This is a genomic window from Geomonas oryzae (assembly GCF_004117875.1).
Classification (GTDB): domain Bacteria; phylum Desulfobacterota; class Desulfuromonadia; order Geobacterales; family Geobacteraceae; genus Geomonas; species Geomonas oryzae.
In genome coordinates, this window is the sequence record NZ_RAHW01000004.1 from 196,032 (window position 1) to 215,261 (window position 19,230).

17 protein-coding genes and 1 riboswitch are annotated in these 19,230 nt (G+C 62.0%); of the genes, 13 read left to right on the top strand and 4 right to left on the bottom strand.

Annotation, left to right across the window (positions count from 1 at the left end; all coding sequences use genetic code 11):
* Positions 1-4: 4 nt before the first annotated feature.
* Positions 5-1,534: a sigma-54-dependent transcriptional regulator gene (locus tag D6Z24_RS11615; RefSeq protein WP_129126760.1), complete on the bottom strand. Its 1,530-nt coding sequence runs from the start codon at positions 1,532-1,534 to the stop codon at positions 5-7.
* Between the two features lie 671 nt (positions 1,535-2,205).
* On the opposite strand from D6Z24_RS11615, the gene D6Z24_RS11620 reads away from it, so the two are divergent.
* From D6Z24_RS11620 to D6Z24_RS11675, 12 genes are all read left to right on the top strand, one after another.
* Complete coding sequence (locus D6Z24_RS11620) at positions 2,206-2,718, top strand: tetratricopeptide repeat protein (protein WP_129126761.1); 513 nt, start codon at positions 2,206-2,208, stop codon at positions 2,716-2,718.
* Positions 2,719-2,762: 44 nt separating this feature from the next.
* Positions 2,763-4,769 carry a PAS domain-containing protein gene (locus tag D6Z24_RS11625; protein WP_129126762.1) on the top strand — a complete coding sequence of 669 codons (2,007 nt, stop codon included), beginning with the start codon at positions 2,763-2,765 and terminating at the stop codon, positions 4,767-4,769.
* A gap of 181 nt (positions 4,770-4,950) precedes the next feature.
* A riboswitch (cyclic di-GMP riboswitch) is annotated at positions 4,951-5,027 on the top strand.
* A 162-nt stretch (positions 5,028-5,189) separates the two neighbouring features.
* A complete protein-coding gene (locus tag D6Z24_RS11630; RefSeq protein WP_162605122.1) occupies positions 5,190-6,965 on the top strand; it encodes a putative bifunctional diguanylate cyclase/phosphodiesterase in 1,776 nt (591 codons plus the stop codon).
* A gap of 26 nt (positions 6,966-6,991) precedes the next feature.
* Entirely contained in the window at positions 6,992-7,669 is a 678-nt protein-coding gene (locus D6Z24_RS11635; RefSeq protein WP_129126764.1) for a hypothetical protein, read from the top strand.
* Entirely contained in the window at positions 7,644-8,237 is a 594-nt protein-coding gene (locus D6Z24_RS11640) for a DNA-3-methyladenine glycosylase I (RefSeq protein ID WP_129126765.1), read from the top strand. Before D6Z24_RS11635 ends, D6Z24_RS11640 begins: the two co-directional genes overlap by 26 nt.
* Positions 8,238-8,417: 180 nt before the next feature.
* Positions 8,418-9,866, top strand: a complete 1,449-nt coding sequence (pyk, locus tag D6Z24_RS11645; protein WP_129126766.1) for a pyruvate kinase — start codon at positions 8,418-8,420, stop codon at positions 9,864-9,866.
* A gap of 227 nt (positions 9,867-10,093) precedes the next feature.
* On the top strand, positions 10,094-11,083 hold the full coding sequence (gene galE, locus D6Z24_RS11650; RefSeq protein ID WP_129126767.1) for a UDP-glucose 4-epimerase GalE: 990 nt from the start codon (positions 10,094-10,096) through the stop codon (positions 11,081-11,083).
* 25 nt (positions 11,084-11,108) lie between these two features.
* The gene (locus tag D6Z24_RS11655; RefSeq protein WP_129126768.1) at positions 11,109-11,987 is read left to right on the top strand and encodes a YicC/YloC family endoribonuclease; all 879 of its coding nucleotides are present in this window, start codon (positions 11,109-11,111) and stop codon (positions 11,985-11,987) included.
* A 73-nt stretch (positions 11,988-12,060) separates the two neighbouring features.
* Positions 12,061-12,669: a guanylate kinase gene (gene gmk / locus D6Z24_RS11660; protein WP_129126769.1), complete on the top strand. Its 609-nt coding sequence runs from the start codon at positions 12,061-12,063 to the stop codon at positions 12,667-12,669.
* Between the two features lie 33 nt (positions 12,670-12,702).
* Positions 12,703-12,909: a DNA-directed RNA polymerase subunit omega gene (gene rpoZ, locus D6Z24_RS11665; RefSeq protein ID WP_085813544.1), complete on the top strand. Its 207-nt coding sequence runs from the start codon at positions 12,703-12,705 to the stop codon at positions 12,907-12,909.
* A gap of 120 nt (positions 12,910-13,029) precedes the next feature.
* Positions 13,030-15,180, top strand: a complete 2,151-nt coding sequence (locus D6Z24_RS11670) for a RelA/SpoT family protein (protein ID WP_129126770.1) — start codon at positions 13,030-13,032, stop codon at positions 15,178-15,180.
* Positions 15,181-15,209: 29 nt separating this feature from the next.
* A complete protein-coding gene (locus tag D6Z24_RS11675) occupies positions 15,210-15,590 on the top strand; it encodes a RidA family protein (RefSeq protein WP_129126771.1) in 381 nt (126 codons plus the stop codon).
* Positions 15,591-15,662: 72 nt separating this feature from the next.
* Here the strand turns inward: D6Z24_RS11675 and rpmB are convergent, their stop codons facing one another.
* Positions 15,663-15,854 carry a 50S ribosomal protein L28 gene (gene rpmB, locus D6Z24_RS11680; protein WP_012531640.1) on the bottom strand — a complete coding sequence of 64 codons (192 nt, stop codon included), beginning with the start codon at positions 15,852-15,854 and terminating at the stop codon, positions 15,663-15,665.
* 104 nt (positions 15,855-15,958) lie between these two features.
* On the opposite strand from rpmB, the gene D6Z24_RS11685 reads away from it, so the two are divergent.
* Positions 15,959-16,555 carry a YdcF family protein gene (locus D6Z24_RS11685; RefSeq protein ID WP_129126772.1) on the top strand — a complete coding sequence of 199 codons (597 nt, stop codon included), beginning with the start codon at positions 15,959-15,961 and terminating at the stop codon, positions 16,553-16,555.
* Positions 16,556-16,705: 150 nt separating this feature from the next.
* Here D6Z24_RS11685 and metG read toward each other — a convergent pair whose 3' ends face one another.
* Together metG and D6Z24_RS11695 are read right to left on the bottom strand one after the other, a co-directional pair.
* Positions 16,706-18,235: a methionine--tRNA ligase gene (metG, locus tag D6Z24_RS11690; RefSeq protein ID WP_129126773.1), complete on the bottom strand. Its 1,530-nt coding sequence runs from the start codon at positions 18,233-18,235 to the stop codon at positions 16,706-16,708.
* Positions 18,232-19,170 carry a PSP1 domain-containing protein gene (locus D6Z24_RS11695; RefSeq protein ID WP_129126774.1) on the bottom strand — a complete coding sequence of 313 codons (939 nt, stop codon included), beginning with the start codon at positions 19,168-19,170 and terminating at the stop codon, positions 18,232-18,234. Before D6Z24_RS11695 ends, metG begins: the two co-directional genes overlap by 4 nt.
* Positions 19,171-19,230 lie beyond the last annotated feature (60 nt).

Consider the following 19,230-nt stretch of genomic DNA (forward strand, 5'->3'; position numbering starts at 1 on the left):
CGCCCTAGACCCACCTGAGACCTTCTCCGGCGACCGCCGAGCCGCCGTTGCCTCCTGCCGACACCGCCGCACCGCCGTTGCCGCCTTCTGCGCCTGCTTCCATCCCCTCGACTTCACCTTCCTTGCCTGAGTCGGAAAGCCCGAACTTCTTCATGCGGTAGCGCAGGGTATCCCTGCTGGTCTTCAGGAATTTGGCCGCCTTTGACTGGTTGCCGCCGGACTTCTTGAGCGCCAGCTGTATCAGCATCTTCTCGAGTTCCTCCAGCGAGATGCCGGTGGAGGGGAGCACGATATGCTCTCCCGCGAAGTCGGAGCTGATCACGCCGCCTACCTCGCTTTCCCCTGCGGGGAGCTTGCACTGACGTATCTCCGGGCTCAGGAACTCGGGTGTCAGCACCTTTCCCTGCTCGAGCATCATGAGCCGTTCGATGCAGTTGCGCAGCTCGCGCACGTTGCCCGGCCAGTCGTACCTGGTGAGATACTCGAGCGTCTCGGGGGAGGCGTTGGTCACGCTCCTGCCGTACTCTTCGTTCAGGGTCTCTATGAAGTACTGCACGAGCGACTCTATGTCCTCCTTGCGTTCCCTAAGCTTCGGGAGGCAGATGTTCATCACGTTCAGGCGGAAGAAGAGGTCGCCGCGGAATTTTCCTTCCTTCACCATCTTCGGGAGGTCCTGGTGCGTTGCGGTGATGATCCTTACGTTCGCCTCGACGTCTTCCTGCCCGCCGAGCCTTCTGAAGCGTTTGGTTTCGGTCGCCTTCAGGATCTTGGCCTGCATCTGATAAGGCATGTCGCCGATTTCGTCCAGGAAAACCGATCCGCCTTCGGCGAGCTCGAATACCCCCTTCTGGCGCCGCGAGGCGTCGGTGTATGCCCCCTTCTCGTGGCCGAAGAGTTCGTTCTCCAGGAGGTTTTCCGGGATCGATGCGCAGTTGACCTCGATGAAGGGGGCGTCCGCGCGGGCGCTGTGGTAGTGGATCGCCTTGGCGACAAGCTCCTTCCCCGTACCGCTCTCCCCGGTGATGAGCACCGTTTTGGCATCGGCGTCGGCGCAGATCTTGATCATCTTGAAGACCTCGATCATCTTGGGGCTGTTGCCGACCATCTTCTCCTGGTCCGACTTGCGGCGCAGTTCGTTTCTGAAGTAGTCCACCTCCTTCTTGAGGCGTCGCTTCTCGAAGGCGCGCTCCACGACATGCTTCACCGCTTCCAGGTTGAAGGGCTTGCCGAAGTAGTCCTCGGCCCCGTCCTGCAGCGCCTGCACCGCCGAATCCGCGTTGGCGTACGCGGTGATCATGATGACGTAGAGATCATCGTTGGCGGCCTTGAAGCGCTTCAAAAGCTCGAGGCCGTTCACATCGGGAAGGCAGATGTCCAGCATGACCAGGTCGGGCTTGAAGGTCTCGAATTTCTGGAGTGCTTCGCTGCCCGATGCCGCCGTGTCGACCTCGTAGCCGTCTTTTTTCAGGCTCGCTGCGAGCGACCATGAGATCAGCTTTTCGTCGTCAACAACCAGGATTCTGTTTTTGCTCATGTTGAACGTTCCTTCCTCGACCTGTCACGGGTGGGTGATGCTGGACGGCGTGCGTAGTGGCCCAAGTACGGGAAATGACTGCGGGCAACGTCGCCGCTTGCACCGCGAAAAGCCGGCACATACTACCATTCATGTTGAAAATTGTGTATAGATTTTTTTATATAAATACGGTGCTCGCAACCTATCACGTCAACTGTTGGGTTATATCACCATGCCGGCTTGGGGCAAATGCCCCGCTTGGTGCGCCATCTGCCCCGCTTGTGGTGCCGGTCGGGGGCTTTTACTTTTAATTTTGTCCCGTTGTGTTACAATTTCTCGCCGGTTGCGCTATTTCGCGCAGTTTGTGCGGGTTTTTCAGTAGCACGGCGCGCGAAAGCCGGCGCCGGCCCGGAGGCCTCACTTTTACCTGCTGGCGAAAAGGTGACCGTTTTCGGCGCCTTTAGAGCTCTGCCGGGTGACGGCGGCGAAGCGGCGTACCGTCATTCAGCCCGTTGCGGCAACCTCTTTCCTCGTTGTACAGCACGATACGTGCCGACATACCTCGCGCCGGCGCCCGGTGCCGCACCCGTCTCCGGCCCCCCCGAGATGCCCGGTACGGCGAACACGCCGCAGCGGATGGCAAGTTATGTGCATATGTCGTGCATGCATTGAAAAGGAGCGAGGTGGTTCTTATGAAAGTGATACGGATATTTTGCTGGCTCTTCCTGTCGGTTTTGCTCGGGGCTGCCTACTGCCACGGCTTCGACGGCACCGATTTCAAAGGGATCAAGAAACTGGCTGAAAAGGGAGACGCCGAGGCGCAGATGAAGGTAGGGGTGATGCTTTCCGCCGGGTTGGGCGTCGAGCAGGACCGGCTCGAGGGGCTCAAGTGGTACCAGAAATCGGCGGAGCAGGGGTACCCCGAGGGGGAATGGAACCTCGCCTTCGTTTATATCCGCGGTGAAGTAGTCCCGCAGGACTTCAAAAAGGCCTTCGAGCTCATGCAGAAGGCGGCCGACGCGGGGCTTGCCGACGCGCAGTACGACCTGGGCATGATGTACCTGCAGGGGCTCGCCCTGCCGGCCCCGGACCAGGGGAAAGCCGAGGTGTGGTTTCGGAGGGCGTCGACCCAGGGGCACCGAGAGGCCAAAAGGGTCTTGAAGGAACTTGCCGCCGTCCCGACCGCAGAGCAGCAAAAACCGTAGGAAGCCGGAGTTTCAATTCACTCAACCTGTTCCAGGAGCAGCAGATGTCCAGTACTCTCGAAGCGCAAGACACCGAGCGCGCCGCGTCCGCGGCCTGCTTCGACTTCTCCCACATAGCCGGCGAACTCGAAGAGAGCCGCAGGCGCCTAAGCGCCGTCTTCGAAACGGTGCAGGTCGGCATCGTCATCATCGATGCGGAGACCCACACCATCGTCGACGCGAATCCCAAAGCGGTGGAACTGATCGGCATCGACAGGGAAAACATGGTCGGCGCCGTCTGTCACTGCTTCATCTGCCCCGAGAAGGTCGGCTCCTGCCCGATCACAGACCAGGGGCTGCGCATCGACAACGCCGAGCGTCGCCTTCTCAGGGGCAACGGCGAGACCATCACCATCGTGAAAACGGTGGCGAGGGTTAGACTGCACGGGCGGGACCACCTGGTCGAGAGCTTCCTGGACATCTCCGACCGGAAGAAGGCCGAGGAGGAGTTGAAGGAGAGCGAGGAGCGCTACCGCGACATCCTCGACAACGCCAACGACCTCATCCAGAGCGTGGACGCCACCGGCAAGTTCATCTACGTGAACAGCGCCTGGAAACGCACCCTCGGCTACAGCGACGAAGAACTCGCCTCGATGAACATCTTCGACGTGATCAAGCCCTGCTGCCAGAGCCACTGCGCCAACATGTTCGCCCAGCTGAAAAGCGGGCAGAAGATACCCCGGGTGGAGGTGGAATTCCTCGCCAAGGACGGCCGCAGCATCATCCTGGAGGGGAGCATCAACTGCAACACGAACGAGGGGCAGGCGATCAGCACGCGCGGCATCTTCCGCGACATCACCGAGCGCAAGCTTATGGAAGCGGAGCTCATGCAGAGCGAGGATCGCTACCGGAAGCTCTTCGAGAACGCACCGGAAGCGATCGTGGTGCAAAGCGAGGGGCGCTACTTATGCGCCAACAAGGAGGCCTCCAACCTCTTCGGTCTTGAGAACCCCGAGGATCTGGTCGGCAAGTCGATCTTCACCTTCGTGCACCCCGACTTCCACGGCATGGTGCTCGAGCGCATCCAGCAGATCAAGGAGACCGGAGAGGCCTGCCCGCTGCGCGAGTCGAGGATCGTGCGCAAGGACGGCGCGATCATCGACGTCGAGGCGACCGCGACCGGGATCATCTTCCAGGGGCAGGAGGCGATCCAGGTGATGCTGCGTGACATCACCGAACGAAAGCAGGTAGAGGCCCAGCGCAGGGAGCTGAACGCCCGGTTGGAGAAGATGGTCGAGGAGAAGACCCGGCACCTGAAGGAGGCCCAAGCCAAGCTGATCCAGTCCGAGAAGATGACCACGCTGGGGGAGGTGATCGCGGGGGCGGCGCACGAGCTCAACAACCCGCTGGCCGGGATACTCGGGGCGATCCAGATGCTGCGCAGCAACGCGCTCGCCCACCCCATCGACAGCGAACTCATGGAGGGGATCGACGTGCTCGAGAGCATCGAGAGCGCCGCCGTCCGCTGCCAAAAGATCGTCGAGGACCTGGTCCGCTTCACCACCCAGGTGCGCTGCAACTTCAGCGAAATGGACATAAACCAGGTGCTCAAGGACACCCTCGAGATCATGGAGGGTCCCTTCAAGGAGCAGAAGATCGAGGTGAAGCTGCATCTCGACCCGGCCGTCCCACCCATCGAGGGGGACTTCGTGAAGCTTCTGGAGGTCTACGTCAACCTGCTGCAAAACGCGAAGAGCGCGCTGCCAAACGGCGGCAGGATCGACATCAGCACGAGGCTTATGACCAAGTACGGGGAGCAGCCCCAACTCGCCGTCGTGATCAAGGACAACGGCTGCGGCATCCCGCCCCAGAACATGGGGAAGATCTTCGATCCCTTCTTCACCACGAAGCCCGCCGGGAAGGGGCCGGGGCTCGGCCTCACCGTGAGCTACGGCATCATCAAACGCCACGGGGGGGACATCGACGTCCAGTCGACGGTCGGCAAGGGGACCGAAGTCACGGTGACCGTGCCGATGCGGCAGCAAATGCGGTCGTCCCAGATCATCGGCTGAGCCACGCACGGGAATTTTTCGACGACCACGCGCAAAATGAGCTTAATTTCATTTGACTTTTCCCTCTCCATCTGGTTAATAGTCTGACTCGATGGCAAGGCAAGCCGGCTACCTGGGGCGATCTCCAGGGCGGGTGCGAGCCGATCGCAAGCGTGCTATGCGGACAGCCGAAAAACTGGATAAACGATAATACTAAACCATCCGCGAGGATGGGACGGAAAGCCTATAGGGTCTCACCGAGACAGCCGGGTTGCCGAAATATCTAAGCTAAGATATCGGTAACCCGTTTTTTTTCGCCCGCTTTTAATGATCCCTCCCCAACCACCCCGGCGCCGAACCTGCGGACCGGAGGTGTTTTTCCCTCCTTTACATCCATCACATTTTTCGTGTCGGGGCGCTTGCCGCGGCAGGAGCTTTCCCATGCATGATGCGGCCAACGCCGAAATGACCTGTTTTCCCCAGGCCCGCGAGCAGCACGGTACCGGTTCACCCCAGGACCAGGAGCGGCTGACGATGCTGAAGGAAGCGATCGACTCGCTCCCGATCGGGCTCGGGATCACCATCAGTGACACCGACGGCAGGATCGTCTACACGAACAACGTGGATGCGGAGATGCACGGGTACGCACCGGGGGAACTGATCGGCAAGGAGGCGCGTATTTTCGCGCCGCGCCGCGACGACGTCGTGCCGCGCATCAGCCCCGGCAGCTTCTGTCTCTGGACCCGGGAGTGCCTGAACGTGCGCAAGGACGGCATGGAATTCCCGGTGCAGCTCACCTCGCGTGCCATCAAGGACCAAAGCGGGCGCTGCCTGGGTGTCGTCACCGCCTGCGAGGACCTCACCGCCCGGAAGCTGTGCGAGCAGCAGCTGGAAACCCTCGCCTACTACGATCCCGTCACCCGGCTCCCGAACCGGTCGCTGCTCATGGACCGCCTGCACCAGGCGCTCGCCCTGGCCGAGCGGGAGAACCGGGAGCTCGCCCTGCTCTTCCTCGACCTGGACAACTTCAAGGACCTGAACAGCTCGAAAGGGCACGAAAACGGCGACCGGTTCCTCCAGGAGGTGGCCGCCCGTCTGGCAGGCTCCCTCGGGGAGTCGAACACCCTCGCCCGGCTCGGTGGGGACGAGTTCGTCATCGTGATCAACTCCGGACCGGACGAGGTCGGCGTCGCGGCGATGGCCGCGAGACTTCAGGATCTCTTCACGGCACCCTTCGTCATCGACGGCGAGGAACTCTACGGCAGCACGAGCATCGGGATCGCCCTTTACCCGGACGACGCAAGCGACGTCGAGAGCCTGCTGCGCTGCGCCGATGCCGCCCTTTACCAGGCCAAGAGCGAAGGGAAGGGGATCTTCCATTTCTTCTCCCAGGAGATGAACGAGCGCAACATGCGCCGGGCCGCCCTGGAAAACGGCATGCGCCAGGGGATCGGGCGGGGGGAGTTCTACCTGCACTTCCAGCCCCAGTGGGACCTGAAGAGTTTCCGCCTGACCGGGGCCGAGGCCCTTTTGCGCTGGCAGAGCCCAGAGTTCGGCCTGGTGGGGCCGGACGAATTCATACCGATTGCCGAAACAAGCGGCCTCATCTTCGAACTGGGGGAACTGGTGCTGAACGAGGCCTGCCTCCGCGCGGCGCGCTGGTCTAAGATCTGTCCGCAGACGAAGATCGCGGTCAACATCTCCGGGCGGCAGTTCCGCCAGCCCGATTTTTTGCAGACCGTGGAGCGCATCATCGAGACGACCGGGGTTCCCCCGAACTCGCTGGAGCTCGAGTTGACCGAGAGCGTCATCATGGAGCGCGCCGAGAGAAACATCGACACCCTGCGGGCCCTGAAGAAGATGGGGGTGCGCCTGAGCATCGACGACTTCGGCACCGGCTACTCATCGCTTAGCTACCTGAAGCACTTCCCCATCGACGCCATCAAGATCGACCGTTCCTTCATCGCGGAGCTCACAAGCGACAGCGACGATGCCGCCATCGCGGTCGCCATCATCTCGATGGCGCGCAGCCTAAAACTCAAGGTGGTGGCCGAAGGGGTGGAAACGAGCGACCAGCTCCACTTCCTGGCCGGCAGGAAGTGCGACGAGGCGCAGGGGTTCTACTTCGCCACCCCGATGCCGGCGGAAGAGTTCGAAAACTACATAAGGGAGTTCTGCGGGCGCAGCGAGATCGTTCATCCCCCTGCGTCACACTGACACCCCAATCCAGAGGAGGTACATCCATGCCGCTTAAGAGAAAAGCGCTCTTTGCGCTCATGCAGGTCGTTGCCTTGCCGCTTATGGTCCCCGAGATCCACGCGTCCAACGTAGGGGTCGACGTCAACATTCACCTTGGCAACCAACCCCGTCCCGTGGTCGTGGCGCCCCCTCCGCCGGCACCCCGCCCGGTGGTGGTCGCTCCGGCGCCTCCAGCTCCCTATTACGATGACGTCGAGGAGGACGTGGAGTTCGTCTATCCGGAGCGGCTCGGCTTCTACGTCGCGGTGGGCGTGCCGTACGATCTCTTCTACCTGAACAACGTCTACTTCGTGTTCCGCGACGGGCGCTGGTACCGCTCTCCGGACAACAGGGGGGGATGGTACCCGGTGCGCTACCGCGAACTGCCGCCGTCGCTGCGTCGCTACCGCATCGAGCGCATCCGCGAGTACCGTGCCCGCGAGTATGACGTGTACCGGCACGACCGCGAGCATTACCGCGGGCGGCACCGCAGTGACAAGGGGTACTGGAAGGCGGTGCGCCACGAGGCCAAGGAGCAGCGCAAAGAGGATAAGCGCTTCAATAAAGAACAGCGCAAGGAGGAGAAGCGCTTCGAAAAGGAGCAGCGCAAGGAGGACAAGCGCTTCGAGAAGGAGCAGCGCAGGGAGGAGCGGGAATTTGACCGCGACCACCACGGGCGGTAGCGTGAACCGCTGCGGCTGGGCGGGGAGCGATCCCCTCTACTGTTCCTACCATGACCTCGAATGGGGAGTGCCGGTGCACGACGACCGCCTCCTCTTCGAGTTCCTCACCCTCGAGGGGGCCCAGGCCGGGCTTTCCTGGATCACCGTGCTCAGAAAGCGCGAGGCGTACCGGCGCGCCTTCGCGGGGTTCGATCCCGAGGCGGTGGCGCGCTTCGGTGCGGCCGACGAGGCGCGTCTCATGGCCGACGCCGGGATCGTACGGAACCGGCTGAAGATCTCCTCCACGCTCGGCAACGCCCGCGCGTATCTCGCGGTGCAGGAGGAGTTCGGGAGTTTCGACGCGTACCTCTGGCGCTTCGTGGACGGCACACCCGTGCAAAACGCCTGGCGCACCCTGAGCGAGGTCCCCGCGACGAGCGAGGTTTCGGACCGGTTGAGCCGCGACCTGAAAAGGCGCGGCTTTCGCTTCGTCGGGAGCACCATCTGCTACGCCTTGATGCAGGCGGTCGGCATGGTCAACGATCACACCGTCGGCTGCTTCCGGTGGCAAGAGCTGGGGGCGCGCTGACCGGCAGGCCCCCTTTCCCCAAAGTAGAGCCGGCTCAAAACCTTCCTTACCATTTGCACCCTCGCCCGATTTCGGGTAATTATGAAGGGTCGTTCCTCAAGCTTTTCACTTCCGCCATCTACGTAAAAGCCCTTCCGGATGCCGCCCGCGGTGCTCCGGCGGGCTCCATGAGGAGAACCCATGTTTCGTCGCACCAAGATCGTAGCCACCGTCGGCCCCGCCAGCGACTCCAAGGAGATGCTGGATACCCTGATCCATGCAGGTGTCGACGTTTTCCGCCTGAACTTCTCCCACGGCGATTACGCAACGAAGGCACAGGTCATCGAAAACATCCGCAACCTTTCCAAGGAGCACGAGCACGCCGTCGCCATCCTGGGCGACCTCCAGGGACCGAAGATCCGCACCGGCCTCATGGCGGGGGGGAGCATGCCGCTTTCCGCCGGAAGCGAGGTGGTGGTCACCACGCGGGAGGTGCTCGGCGAGGGGAACCTGATCCCGACCATCTACCGCGGGCTGCCGCACGACGTGAAGACCGGCGATCGCATCCTTCTGGACGACGGCCTCATGGAGCTAAAGGTGTTGGGCGTCGAGGGGGATGACGTTCGTTGCCTCGTCGTCACCGGCGGTCTTTTGAAGGACCGCAAAGGGATCAACCTCCCCGGCGCGAAGGTCTCGGCCCCCGCGCTCACCGAGAAGGACCGCGAGGACCTGCAGTTCTGCATGGAGCAGCGCCTGGACTACGTGGCGCTCTCCTTCGTGCGCCAGGAGTCGGACGTGCTGCAGCTGCGCGAGATCATCGACGCGGCGGGTTCTCCTTTGCGCATCATCGCGAAGATCGAGAAGCCCGAGGCGGTGCTCAACTTCGCCGCCATCCTGCGCGCCTCCGACGGCGTCATGGTGGCCCGCGGCGACCTGGGCGTAGAGTTGAACCCCGAGAAGGTACCCCTCATCCAAAAGCGCATCATCCGCAGCTGCAACGAGGCGGGAAAACCGGTGATCACGGCGACCCAGATGCTCGAGAGCATGGTCAACAACCCGCGCCCGACCCGTGCCGAGACCTCGGACGTCGCCAACGCGATCCTGGACGGCACCGACGCCATCATGCTCTCCGCCGAGACCGCGTCCGGGAAATACCCGGTGGAGGCGGTCTCCATGATGGTCCAGGTGGCGCGCGACATCGAGAACGACCCGCAGCTCATGGCGCAGTGCTGCAAGGGACCGGACGGCAAAAACGGCCTCCCGAACATCTCCGAGGTGATCGGCATGGCCGCCTGCCGCGCGGCGGAGAGCGTCAAGGCCGCCGCCATCCTCGCCTTCACCCAGACCGGGAGCACGGCGGCGCTCGTCTCGAAGTACCGTCCCGCCCAGCCCATCATCGCGGTGACCCCGTCGCAGGAGGTGCGCCGCCGGCTCGCCCTGTACGCCGGGGTGCACGCCCTGAGGGTCGACATCGAGGGGGACACGGAATCGCAGATCCTCTCGGTGGAGGCCGCGGTACTCGATACCGGCTGGCTCAAAAACGGGGAACTCGTAGTGATAACCATGGGGAGTCCGCTCTCAAGCCCGGGCACCACCAATCTGATGAAGGTGCACCGTCTGCATGAGCCCGTGGCGGATCCAAAGCGCTGAGTCAGTCGGGAGGTGCCCCGGCGCCAAAGCGCGGCAAAGACCCCTTCTTTGTTTGATTTAGCCTTGCGCTGCGGAGGGGGCGGTGCTATAAATACTCGCGATTGCTCGCTTGAGCATCTGCGTTGCGTGTGTGACGGCCGGCTTTATGTCTCGCCGCCGCGGCGTATCGAGGGTTTAGTCCAAATGGCTAGACCCTCTTTCATTATCTTTGTCATGGAGGTTGCTCTGTGAGTGTCATTCTCGTTACCGGCGGAGCCGGTTACATAGGAAGCCACGTCGTGCGTCAACTCTCCGAGGCCGGGCACGAGGTGGTGGTCTATGACAACCTCTCCACCGGTTCGGCGGACGCCCTGATCCATGGGGAGTGCCTGATCGTCGGTGACCTGGCGGACCAGGCGAAGATCGGCGAGGTGATCAGGGAGACGGGGTGCAAGTCGGTGCTGCACTTCGCCGCCGCCATCATCGCCCCCGAGTCGGTCCACCTGCCGCTCAAGTACTATTCCAACAACACGCGCAACACCCTGAACCTGCTGCAGGCGTGTGTCGAGCATGGGGTGGAGCGCTTCATCTTCTCCAGTACCGCCGCGGTCTACGGCATGCCCGAGGGGGGGAGCGCCTCTGAGGCGAGCGCCACGGCCCCCATCAACCCCTACGGCACCTCCAAGCTCATGAGCGAATGGATGCTGCGCGACGCGGCCTTCGCGCACGGCTTTTCCTACGTGGCGCTGCGCTACTTCAACGTCGCCGGGGCCGATCCCGAGGCGCGCATCGGGCAGCGCACCCCGGAGGCGACCCACCTCATCAAGGTGGCCTGCCAGGCGGGGCTTGGCGCGCGCGACGGCGTCTCCATCTTCGGCACCGACTACGCGACCCCCGACGGCACCGGCATCCGCGACTACATCCACATCGAGGATCTCGCCTCGGCGCACCTGGCCGCCCTCTCGTACCTGGAAAAGGGAGGTACCTCGAACGTGATCAACGTGGGGTACGGCGCGGGGAGCAGCGTGCGCGAGGTGATCCGCGTGGTCAAGGAGGTAAGCGGGGTCGACTTCAAGGTGAGCGAAGCGCCGCGCCGTCCGGGCGACCCGGACAGCCTGGTCGCCGTGGCGGAAAAGATCCGCAGCGTGCTCGGGTGGACACCCAGGTACGACGACCTGCACACCATCGTGGCGGACGCCTGGCGCTGGGAAAAGAAACTGTTCGAGTCCCGCCGATAATGGGGGCGCGAGAAAGGGAGATGGCATGATCAAGAGCATGACCGGATATGGCAAGGGGGAGGCGGCCCATGAGGCGGGGCGCTTCATCGTGGAGGTGCGCTGCGTGAACCACCGCTACGGCGAGGTGACCGTGAAGCTTCCCCGGGCGCTGATGCAGTTCGAGAACGAGATCAAGAAGCGGGTGGGCGAGAGGCTCGTGCGCGGCAAGATCGACGTCTTCATCCAGGTCGAGAACGCGGTGGCCCTCGGGGTTCCCACCCCGAACCTGCCGCTTGCGCGCGGGTATCTGAAGGCCTACCAGACGATCGGCGAGGCACTCGGGCTTTCCGGGCAGGTCGACCTCTCTCTCATCGCGGCCCAGCGCGACGTGGTCACCGTGGCCGCCGAGGCCGAGGCGACCCTCGAGGAGATCCCGCAGGAGCTGGTCGCGGCGGTCGAGGACGCGCTGCGCCGGGTGGACGAGATGCGTCTTTTCGAGGGGGAGTCGCTCCTAGGCGACTTCAAGAAGCGTCGCGAGACCCTGGACCGGCTGATCGGGCAGGTGGGGGAGCGCGCGCCGCTCGTGGTCTCGGAGTATGCACAGCGCCTCAAAGAGAGGATCGCGCAGCTTCTGGGCGAGGGAAGCCTCCCCGAGGAGCGCATCGCACAGGAGGTCGCCGTCATGGCCGACAAGTGCGACGTCACCGAGGAACTGGTGCGTCTTGGCAGCCACCTGCGCCAGTTCGACGAGACCCTCGCGCAGAGCGAGCCGGTGGGTAGAAAGCTCGACTTCCTGCTCCAGGAGATCAACCGCGAGGTGAACACGATCGGTTCGAAGGCGAACGACGCCCGGATGGCGGCGTGCGTGGTGGAGTTGAAGGCCGAACTCGAAAAGATCCGTGAACAGGTGCAGAACATAGAGTAAGGCAGACTTTACAGTTGCGTGGGTCCGCCGTCACGGTTTGTAGCGGATCCCGACAACGAGAACGGGTGAAACGATGAAACGTGAAGGCGTGCTGTACGTGATTTCGGCTCCTTCGGGGGCGGGTAAGACCTCGCTCTGCAAGGAAATAATTGACATATTCCCCAACTTGCGGCATTCTGTCAGCTACACGACGCGCCCTCCCCGAAACGGAGAGGTGCACGGGCGTGATTATTTTTTTGTGGGCAAGGAAGAGTTCGACCGGATGGTTGAGGCCGGCGAGTTCGCCGAGTGGGCCGAGGTGCACGGCAACTTCTACGGCACGTCGCTTGCCACCCTCAAGGAATCCCGTGCCGAGGGGATCGACCTCATCCTTGACATCGACTGCCAGGGTGCACGGCAGTTGAAGGGGCGTTTCGAAGGAGGGGTCTACATCTTCGTACTCCCGCCCAGCATCGAGGAGCTCAGGCGCCGCCTGGACAACCGCTCCTCCGACTCGCAGGAAGTCATCGAGCGCCGCATCCAAAACGCCTCCGGCGAGATCAAGGAAGCGCGCTGGTACGACTACATCATCGTCAACGACAAGTTTACCGAGGCCCTGGAACAGCTGAAAAGCGTGCTGGTCGCCGAACAGTGCCGCTCCACCCGTCTTCTGCAGGGGCTTTCCAGGATCTTCACGATCTAGCAGCTACGTAAAATCACAAAGGGGATTTCATTTATGGCAAGGGTTACCGTAGAAGATTGCCTCGAGAAGGTGGACAACCGCTTCCTCCTGGTCATGCTCGCCTCCAAGAGGGTGAAGCAGCTTTTCAAAGGCGCGAAGCCGCTTATCGACAACAGGGGCGCCAACAAGAACGTGGTCGTCTCCCTGAGGGAAATCGCCGCCGGCAAGATCGGCTGTGAGATCGGCAAGAAGGGTCGTTAGTAGATCGGAGGGGGACTCGCGTGCAGCGGTCCCCCCTTTTTGAACCTGCAGGGGCTATCGGCTCACGGGGAATGTGGCCCCGGGCTGTTAGCCCCTTCTTTTTCAGTTAAAACGGACGCGATGATACGACTGAACGACATACTCGATAAGGTCTCCGCTTACAACCCGGGCGCGAACCTCGACCTTTTGCGCAAGGCCTACGTCTTCTGCGCCAAGGTGCACCAAGGGCAGACGCGCCTCTCCGGTGAGCCGTACCTGATCCACCCGATGGAGGTGGCCGGTATCCTGGCCGACCTGAGGCTCGACCTTGCCGCCGTGGTGACCGGTCTGCTGCACGATACCGTCGAGGACACCCTGACCACCCACGAGGAGCTGGAATCGCTCTTCGGCGAGGAGGTGGCGCGCCTGGTCGACGGCGTCACGAAGATCGGCAAGATCCACTTCAAGACCAAGGAGGAGAGCCAGGCGGAGAACTTCCGCAAGATGCTCCTCGCCATGGCCAATGACATCCGGGTCATCCTGGTTAAGCTCGCCGACCGTCTGCACAACATGCGCACCCTGCAGTACCAGCCCGAGCCGAAGCAGCGCACCATCGCGCGGGAGACGCTGGATATCTACGCCCCGATCGCGAACCGGCTCGGCATTTCCTGGGTTAAGGGCGAACTCGAGGACCTCTCCTTCCGCTACCTGGAGCCGCAGCTTTACTACGATCTCGCCTCCAAGGTCGCCAAGAAGAAGCAGGAACGCGAGTCCTACGTCTCCACGGTGAAGGAGATCATCAAGAAGCAGCTCGAGGAGCACGGCATCAAGGGGGACGTCTCCGGGCGCTCCAAGCACCTCTACTCCATCTACCGCAAGATGCAGAGCAGAAACGTCGACATCGACGAGATCTACGACCTGATCGCGATCCGCGTCTCGGTGGACGACATACGCGAGTGCTACGAGGTGCTGGGCATCATCCACTCCACCTGGAAGCCCATTCCCGGCCGCTTCAAGGACTACATCGCGATGCCGAAGGGTAACATGTACCAGTCGCTGCACACGACGGTGATCGGCCCCTACGGCGAGCGGATGGAGGTGCAGATCCGCACCGCCGAGATGCACCGGGTCGCCGAGAGCGGCATCGCGGCGCACTGGAAGTACAAGGAAGGGAAGGGGTACGACGAGAAGGAGGTCCGCCACTTCACCTGGATCAGGCAGCTCCTCGAGTGGCAGCAGGAACTCGCCGACTCCAAGGAGTTCATGGACACGGTGAAGGTCGAACTCTTCCCGGAGGACGTCTTCATCTTCACCCCGAAGGGTGACGTGAAGGGGTTCCCGAAGGGGTCGACGCCGATCGACTTCGCCTACTCGGTGCACACCGACGTGGGGCATCGCTGCGTCGGCGCCAAGGTGAACGGAAAGCTCGTGCCGCTGAAGTACGAGCTGAAGACCGGCGACATCGTGGAGGTGATCACCTCGCCGCACCACACCCCGAGCAAGGACTGGCTGAAGATCGTCAAGAGCTCGCGGGCGCGCAACAAGATCCGGGCCTGGGTGAAGACCGAGGAGCGCCTGAGAAGCATCACTTTAGGGCGCGAGATCTGCGAGAAGGATTTCCGCCGCTACTCCCTGAACCTCTCCAAGCTGCAGAAGGGGGGCGAGCTGAAGAAGGTCGCCCAGGAGTTCGGCTTCCAGACCGAGGACGACCTGATGGCGTCGGTCGGCTACGGCAAGCTCTCCGCGAACCAGCTGCTCGGCAAACTCCTCCCCGCTGACAAGCTCGAGGCGGCCAAGGAGCAGAAGGAAACCCGCATCGGAAAGGTGATAGGCGCGCTTAAGGGGAAATCCTCCTCCGCCATCGAGATCAACGGCGTAGAGGACGTTCTCGTGCGCTTCGGCAAGTGCTGCAACCCGCTTCCCGGCGACGAGATCACCGGTTTCATCACCCGCGGGCGCGGGGTCACCGTGCACACCGCGGACTGCCCCTTCGCCATGGCGCTCGAGCCCGAGCGGCGCATCGAGGTAGCCTGGAACAAGGGAAAGAAGAGCGCGCTGCCGGTGAAGATCCGCGTGGTGTGCAACGACGAGAAGGGTATCCTCGCCAACATCGCGACCGCGATCACCAACTGCGAGGCGAACATCTCCAGCGCCTCGATCCAGAGCACCCTCGACAAACGCGGGGAAAACCTCTTCGAGGTGGACGTGACCGACCTCGATCACCTGAAAAAGGTGTTCGCCGCCATCATGAAGGTGAAAGGGGTCATCAAGGTGGAGCGGCTTAAGAGTTAGCAGCAGAAGAAACAGTGAAGGAGGAAGGCATGAAGGAAATTATCAGCACGGAAAACGCGCCCCAGGCGATCGGGCCTTACTCCCAGGGTGTGAAGGCGGGAGGCTTTCTCTTTCTCTCCGGCGCGATCGCGCTCGACCCGGCGACCGGCGAGGTCGTGCAGGGTGGCGTCGTGGCCGAGACCGAGCAGGTGATGAAGAACATCGGGGCGCTTCTCTCCGCCGCAGGATTGGGTTTCCAGGACGTCGTGAAGACCACCATCTACCTCGCCAACATGGCGGACTTCGCCACGGTGAACGGCATCTACGGCGGCTATTTCCAGGAAGCGGCGCCGGCCCGCAGCACCGTGGAGGTGAAGGGGCTGCCGCGCGGCGTCCTGGTGGAGATCGAAGTCACCGCGCTTTGCCGCTAGTAGAGCGCGGACAAAAATAAAGCCGCAGGCGCAAATTGCGCCGCGGCTTTAGGGACTGTGCGGAAGATCTTCTTAGAGAGCCTTGGTGACGTGACCGGAGCGGATGCAGCGGGTGCAGACCTTGATGCTCCTGACGGTACCGTTCTTCACGGCCTTGATCTTCTGCAGGTTCGGGCGCCAAATTTTGCTGGTCTTGTTGTTGGCGTGGCTAACGTTGTTCCCGAAGCTAGGGCCTTTACCGCAAATCTCGCATATTCTGGACATTCTTTGTACCCTCCGGTGATTACTGAAGTCGTAACTATTAACAGAATCGCGCCGCCGATGCAAGCAAAAAGTTGGCGACTTGTCGTTTTTTCAGGTGCTAAATCATGGCTTTATTGAAGGGATTAGTCTCCCTGCTGGTGTTGATACTGATCGTTTTGAGTGTGCTGTTCGTGGACTTCGCCTACAAGACCTTCTCGCTCACCCAGCGCGATGTCAAGGCGGACGCCATCGTGGTGCTGACCGGCGGGCGCGGCCGGGTCGAGGAAGGGGTGCGGCTGTACCGGGCGGGGCAGGGGAAGAAGCTCTTCCTTATCGGGGTCGATCCCTCCGTCAAGAAGCGGGAGCTTTACAAGGGGGAGCGGGCGGGGGACGTCTACCTGGAGCAGTCCTCGCGCAACACCCTGGAGAACGCGATCTACGCGCGCGACCTGATCATGAAGCACGAGGTGAAGTCGATTAAGCTGATCACCTCGCGCTACCACATGAAGCGCTCCACGATCCTTTTCCGGAACGCGCTCCCGAAGGACGTCGCGATCTACCCGCACCCGGTCGACTCGAGCAACCTGAAGGAAGAGTGGTGGAGCCATTCCGGGAGTTTCAAGCTCCTCTTCTCCGAGTTCTACAAGTACTGCATCCTCCGTTTCTTCTTCATGTTCGCCCCCGGCGAGCTGCGACCAAACCAATTGAAGATTTACAATTGACGATTGACGATTGTGAATCGGAAGACATTGAGGTGGACGGCAGAAAAGAAGGCGGCAATGAAAAGGCGCTTCACGCGATATGTGTGAAGCGCCTTCGTCTTTCAGCTTTTAGTTGTCAATCGTCAATTGTCCATTGTCCATTGCCTTTGCTTACTCGGCCTTCTCCTCGATCCTCGGGAAGAGTGCTTCTGCCTTGGCGATGGCGGTGCCGGGTTTGAGTCCGCCCCAGGCAAGCCCTTCGGCGCTCGCCTCGTCCGACCCGACGAGGCACGAAAGCCCCTTCTGCGCCGTCTTCGGCATGAAGGCGGAGAGAAGCGTGTACACGATCCTCTGGCTCTCGAGCATGTAGTACATGACCGTGGAGAGACGCTCGCGCTTTTCCGGGTCCTTCGCGAGGGTCCACGGGGCGGTCTCGTCGATGTACTTGTTGCCGGCGGAGATCACTTCCCAGATCGCCTGCAGCGCGCGGCTGAAGGCGAGCTCGTCGATGAAGCCGTCCACCTGCTCGATCATCGCCACGGTCTTCTCGCGGTACGCCTTGTCCAGCTCGCTCTCCTCGCCCGGTGTCTGCAGGACGCCGCCGAAGTACTTGCCGAGCATCGCGGTGGAGCGGTTCAAGAGGTTCCCGAGGTCGTTGGCGAGGTCGGAGTTGATGCGGTGGATGAGCGCCTGGTGCGAGAAGTCGCCGTCGAGACCGAAGGGGACCTCGCGCAAAAGGAAGTAGCGCACCGCGTCCACGCCGTACTTGTCGACCAGCATGTTCGGCTCGACAACGTTCTGCAGGCTCTTGCTCATCTTCTGACCTTCGACGGTCCACCAGCCGTGGGCGAAGACCTTCTTCGGGATCGGGAGCCCGGCGGCCATCAGGAAGGTGGGCCAGTAGACGGTGTGGAACCTAAGGATGTCCTTGCCGATCAGGTGCACGTCGCAGGGCCAGTACTTCTCGAAGTCGCCCCCTTCCTGGGGGTAGCCGAGCGCGGTGATGTAGTTGGTGAGCGCGTCGAACCAGACGTAGACGACGTGCTTGTCGTTACCCGGGACCGGGATGCCCCAGCTGAAGGTGGTCCTGGAAACGGAGAGGTCGCGGAGCCCTTCCTTCACGAAGGAGATGATCTCGTTCCTGCGGCTCTTGGGCTGGATGAAGTCCGGGTTCGCCTCTATGTGGGCGAGCAGCTGGTCCTGGTACTTGCTCATCCTGAAGAAGTAGGACTCCTCCTTCAGCTTCTCGGTGGGACGGTTGCAGTCCGGGCACTTGTAGTCGATGAGCTGGGTCTCGGTCCAGAAGGTCTCGCACGGTGTGCAGTACCAGTCCTCGTACTCGCCCAGGTAGATGTCGCCTTTCTCCATGACCCGTTCGAAGAGGACGGACACCCCCTTCTTGTGACGCTCCTGGGTGGTGCGGATGAAGTCGGTGTTGGAGATCTCCAGCTTCTCCCAAAGCGACTGGAAGCGCTTCATGACGCGGTCGGCGAGCTCGAGCGGCGTCTCGCCCGCGGCGTTGGCGGCCTTTTCGACCTTCTGGCCGTGCTCGTCGGTGCCGGTCAGAAAGAAGACGTCAAACCCCTTGAGCCGCTTGTAGCGCGCCAGCACGTCCGCGGCCAAGGTGGTGTAAGCGTGCCCTATGTGCGGGACGTCATTTACGTAGTAGATGGGGGTGGTGACGTAAAAAGCCGGTTTCATTGTGGTTTCTCCTTTTTTCTTTCCTTGACGTCGACGGGCCGGTTGCGGCGCTGTTTGCCGGGACCCTGGGACTTGCCCTTGTCGCCCCCCTGCTGCTCACCTTTTTGCTGCGGCGGTTTCTTAACCCGGTCGCTCACGTTCTCCGGGCTGATCTCCTCCCCCTTCAGGGTGACCAGCGAGTCGTCCGTCGTCTTCAGCGTCACCGTCTGGTCCAGTACGTTGACCTTCACCACCTCGCCGTCGACGCAGCCGCACTGCACGCGCTTGCCGCATTTCGGGAGCCCCTTTCTCAGATTGCAGTAGGTCTCGAATTCGTAGGAGAGGCAGCACAAGAGCCTGCCGCACTGCCCCGAGATCTTGCTCGGGTTGAGGGCGAGGTTCTGTTCCTTGGCCATCTTCACCGATACCGGCTCGAATTCCCTTAAGTACGAGGAGCAGCAGAGCTCGCGGCCGCAGATGCCGATGCCGCCGACCATCTTCGACTCGTCCCTGACGCCGATCTGGCGCATCTCGATCCTCGTGTGGAAGGCGTGGGCCAGGTCCTTCACGAGTTCACGGAAGTCGACGCGGCCGTCGGCGGTGAAGTAGAAGATCGCCTTGGAGCCGTCGAAGAGGTACTCGACGCGGACGAGCTTCATGTCCATGCCGCGTTCCTTGATGCGGGAGAGGCAGAACTTGTGCGCCTCCTTCTCCTTCGCCGTGTTGGCGGCGAGGGTCGCGAGGTCGGCTAAATCGGCCAGGCGCTGTATCGGCTTGAGCCCTTCGGGGACGAGCGAGTCCTCCACCTCGATGGGGCCGGCGACGACCTGGCCTATGCTTTTACCCCGTTCGGTCTCCACGATGACGCGGTCCCCCGGCTTGACGGCGGTCTTGCCGGAGCTGAAGTCGTAGAGCTTCCCAGCGGTGGTGAATTGAATCCTTACGATCTGTGCCAAAAATGCCTCCAAAGAGAAAAACAGGTCTTGATGAACCTGTGGTTCGTGTGGGTGCTGCGT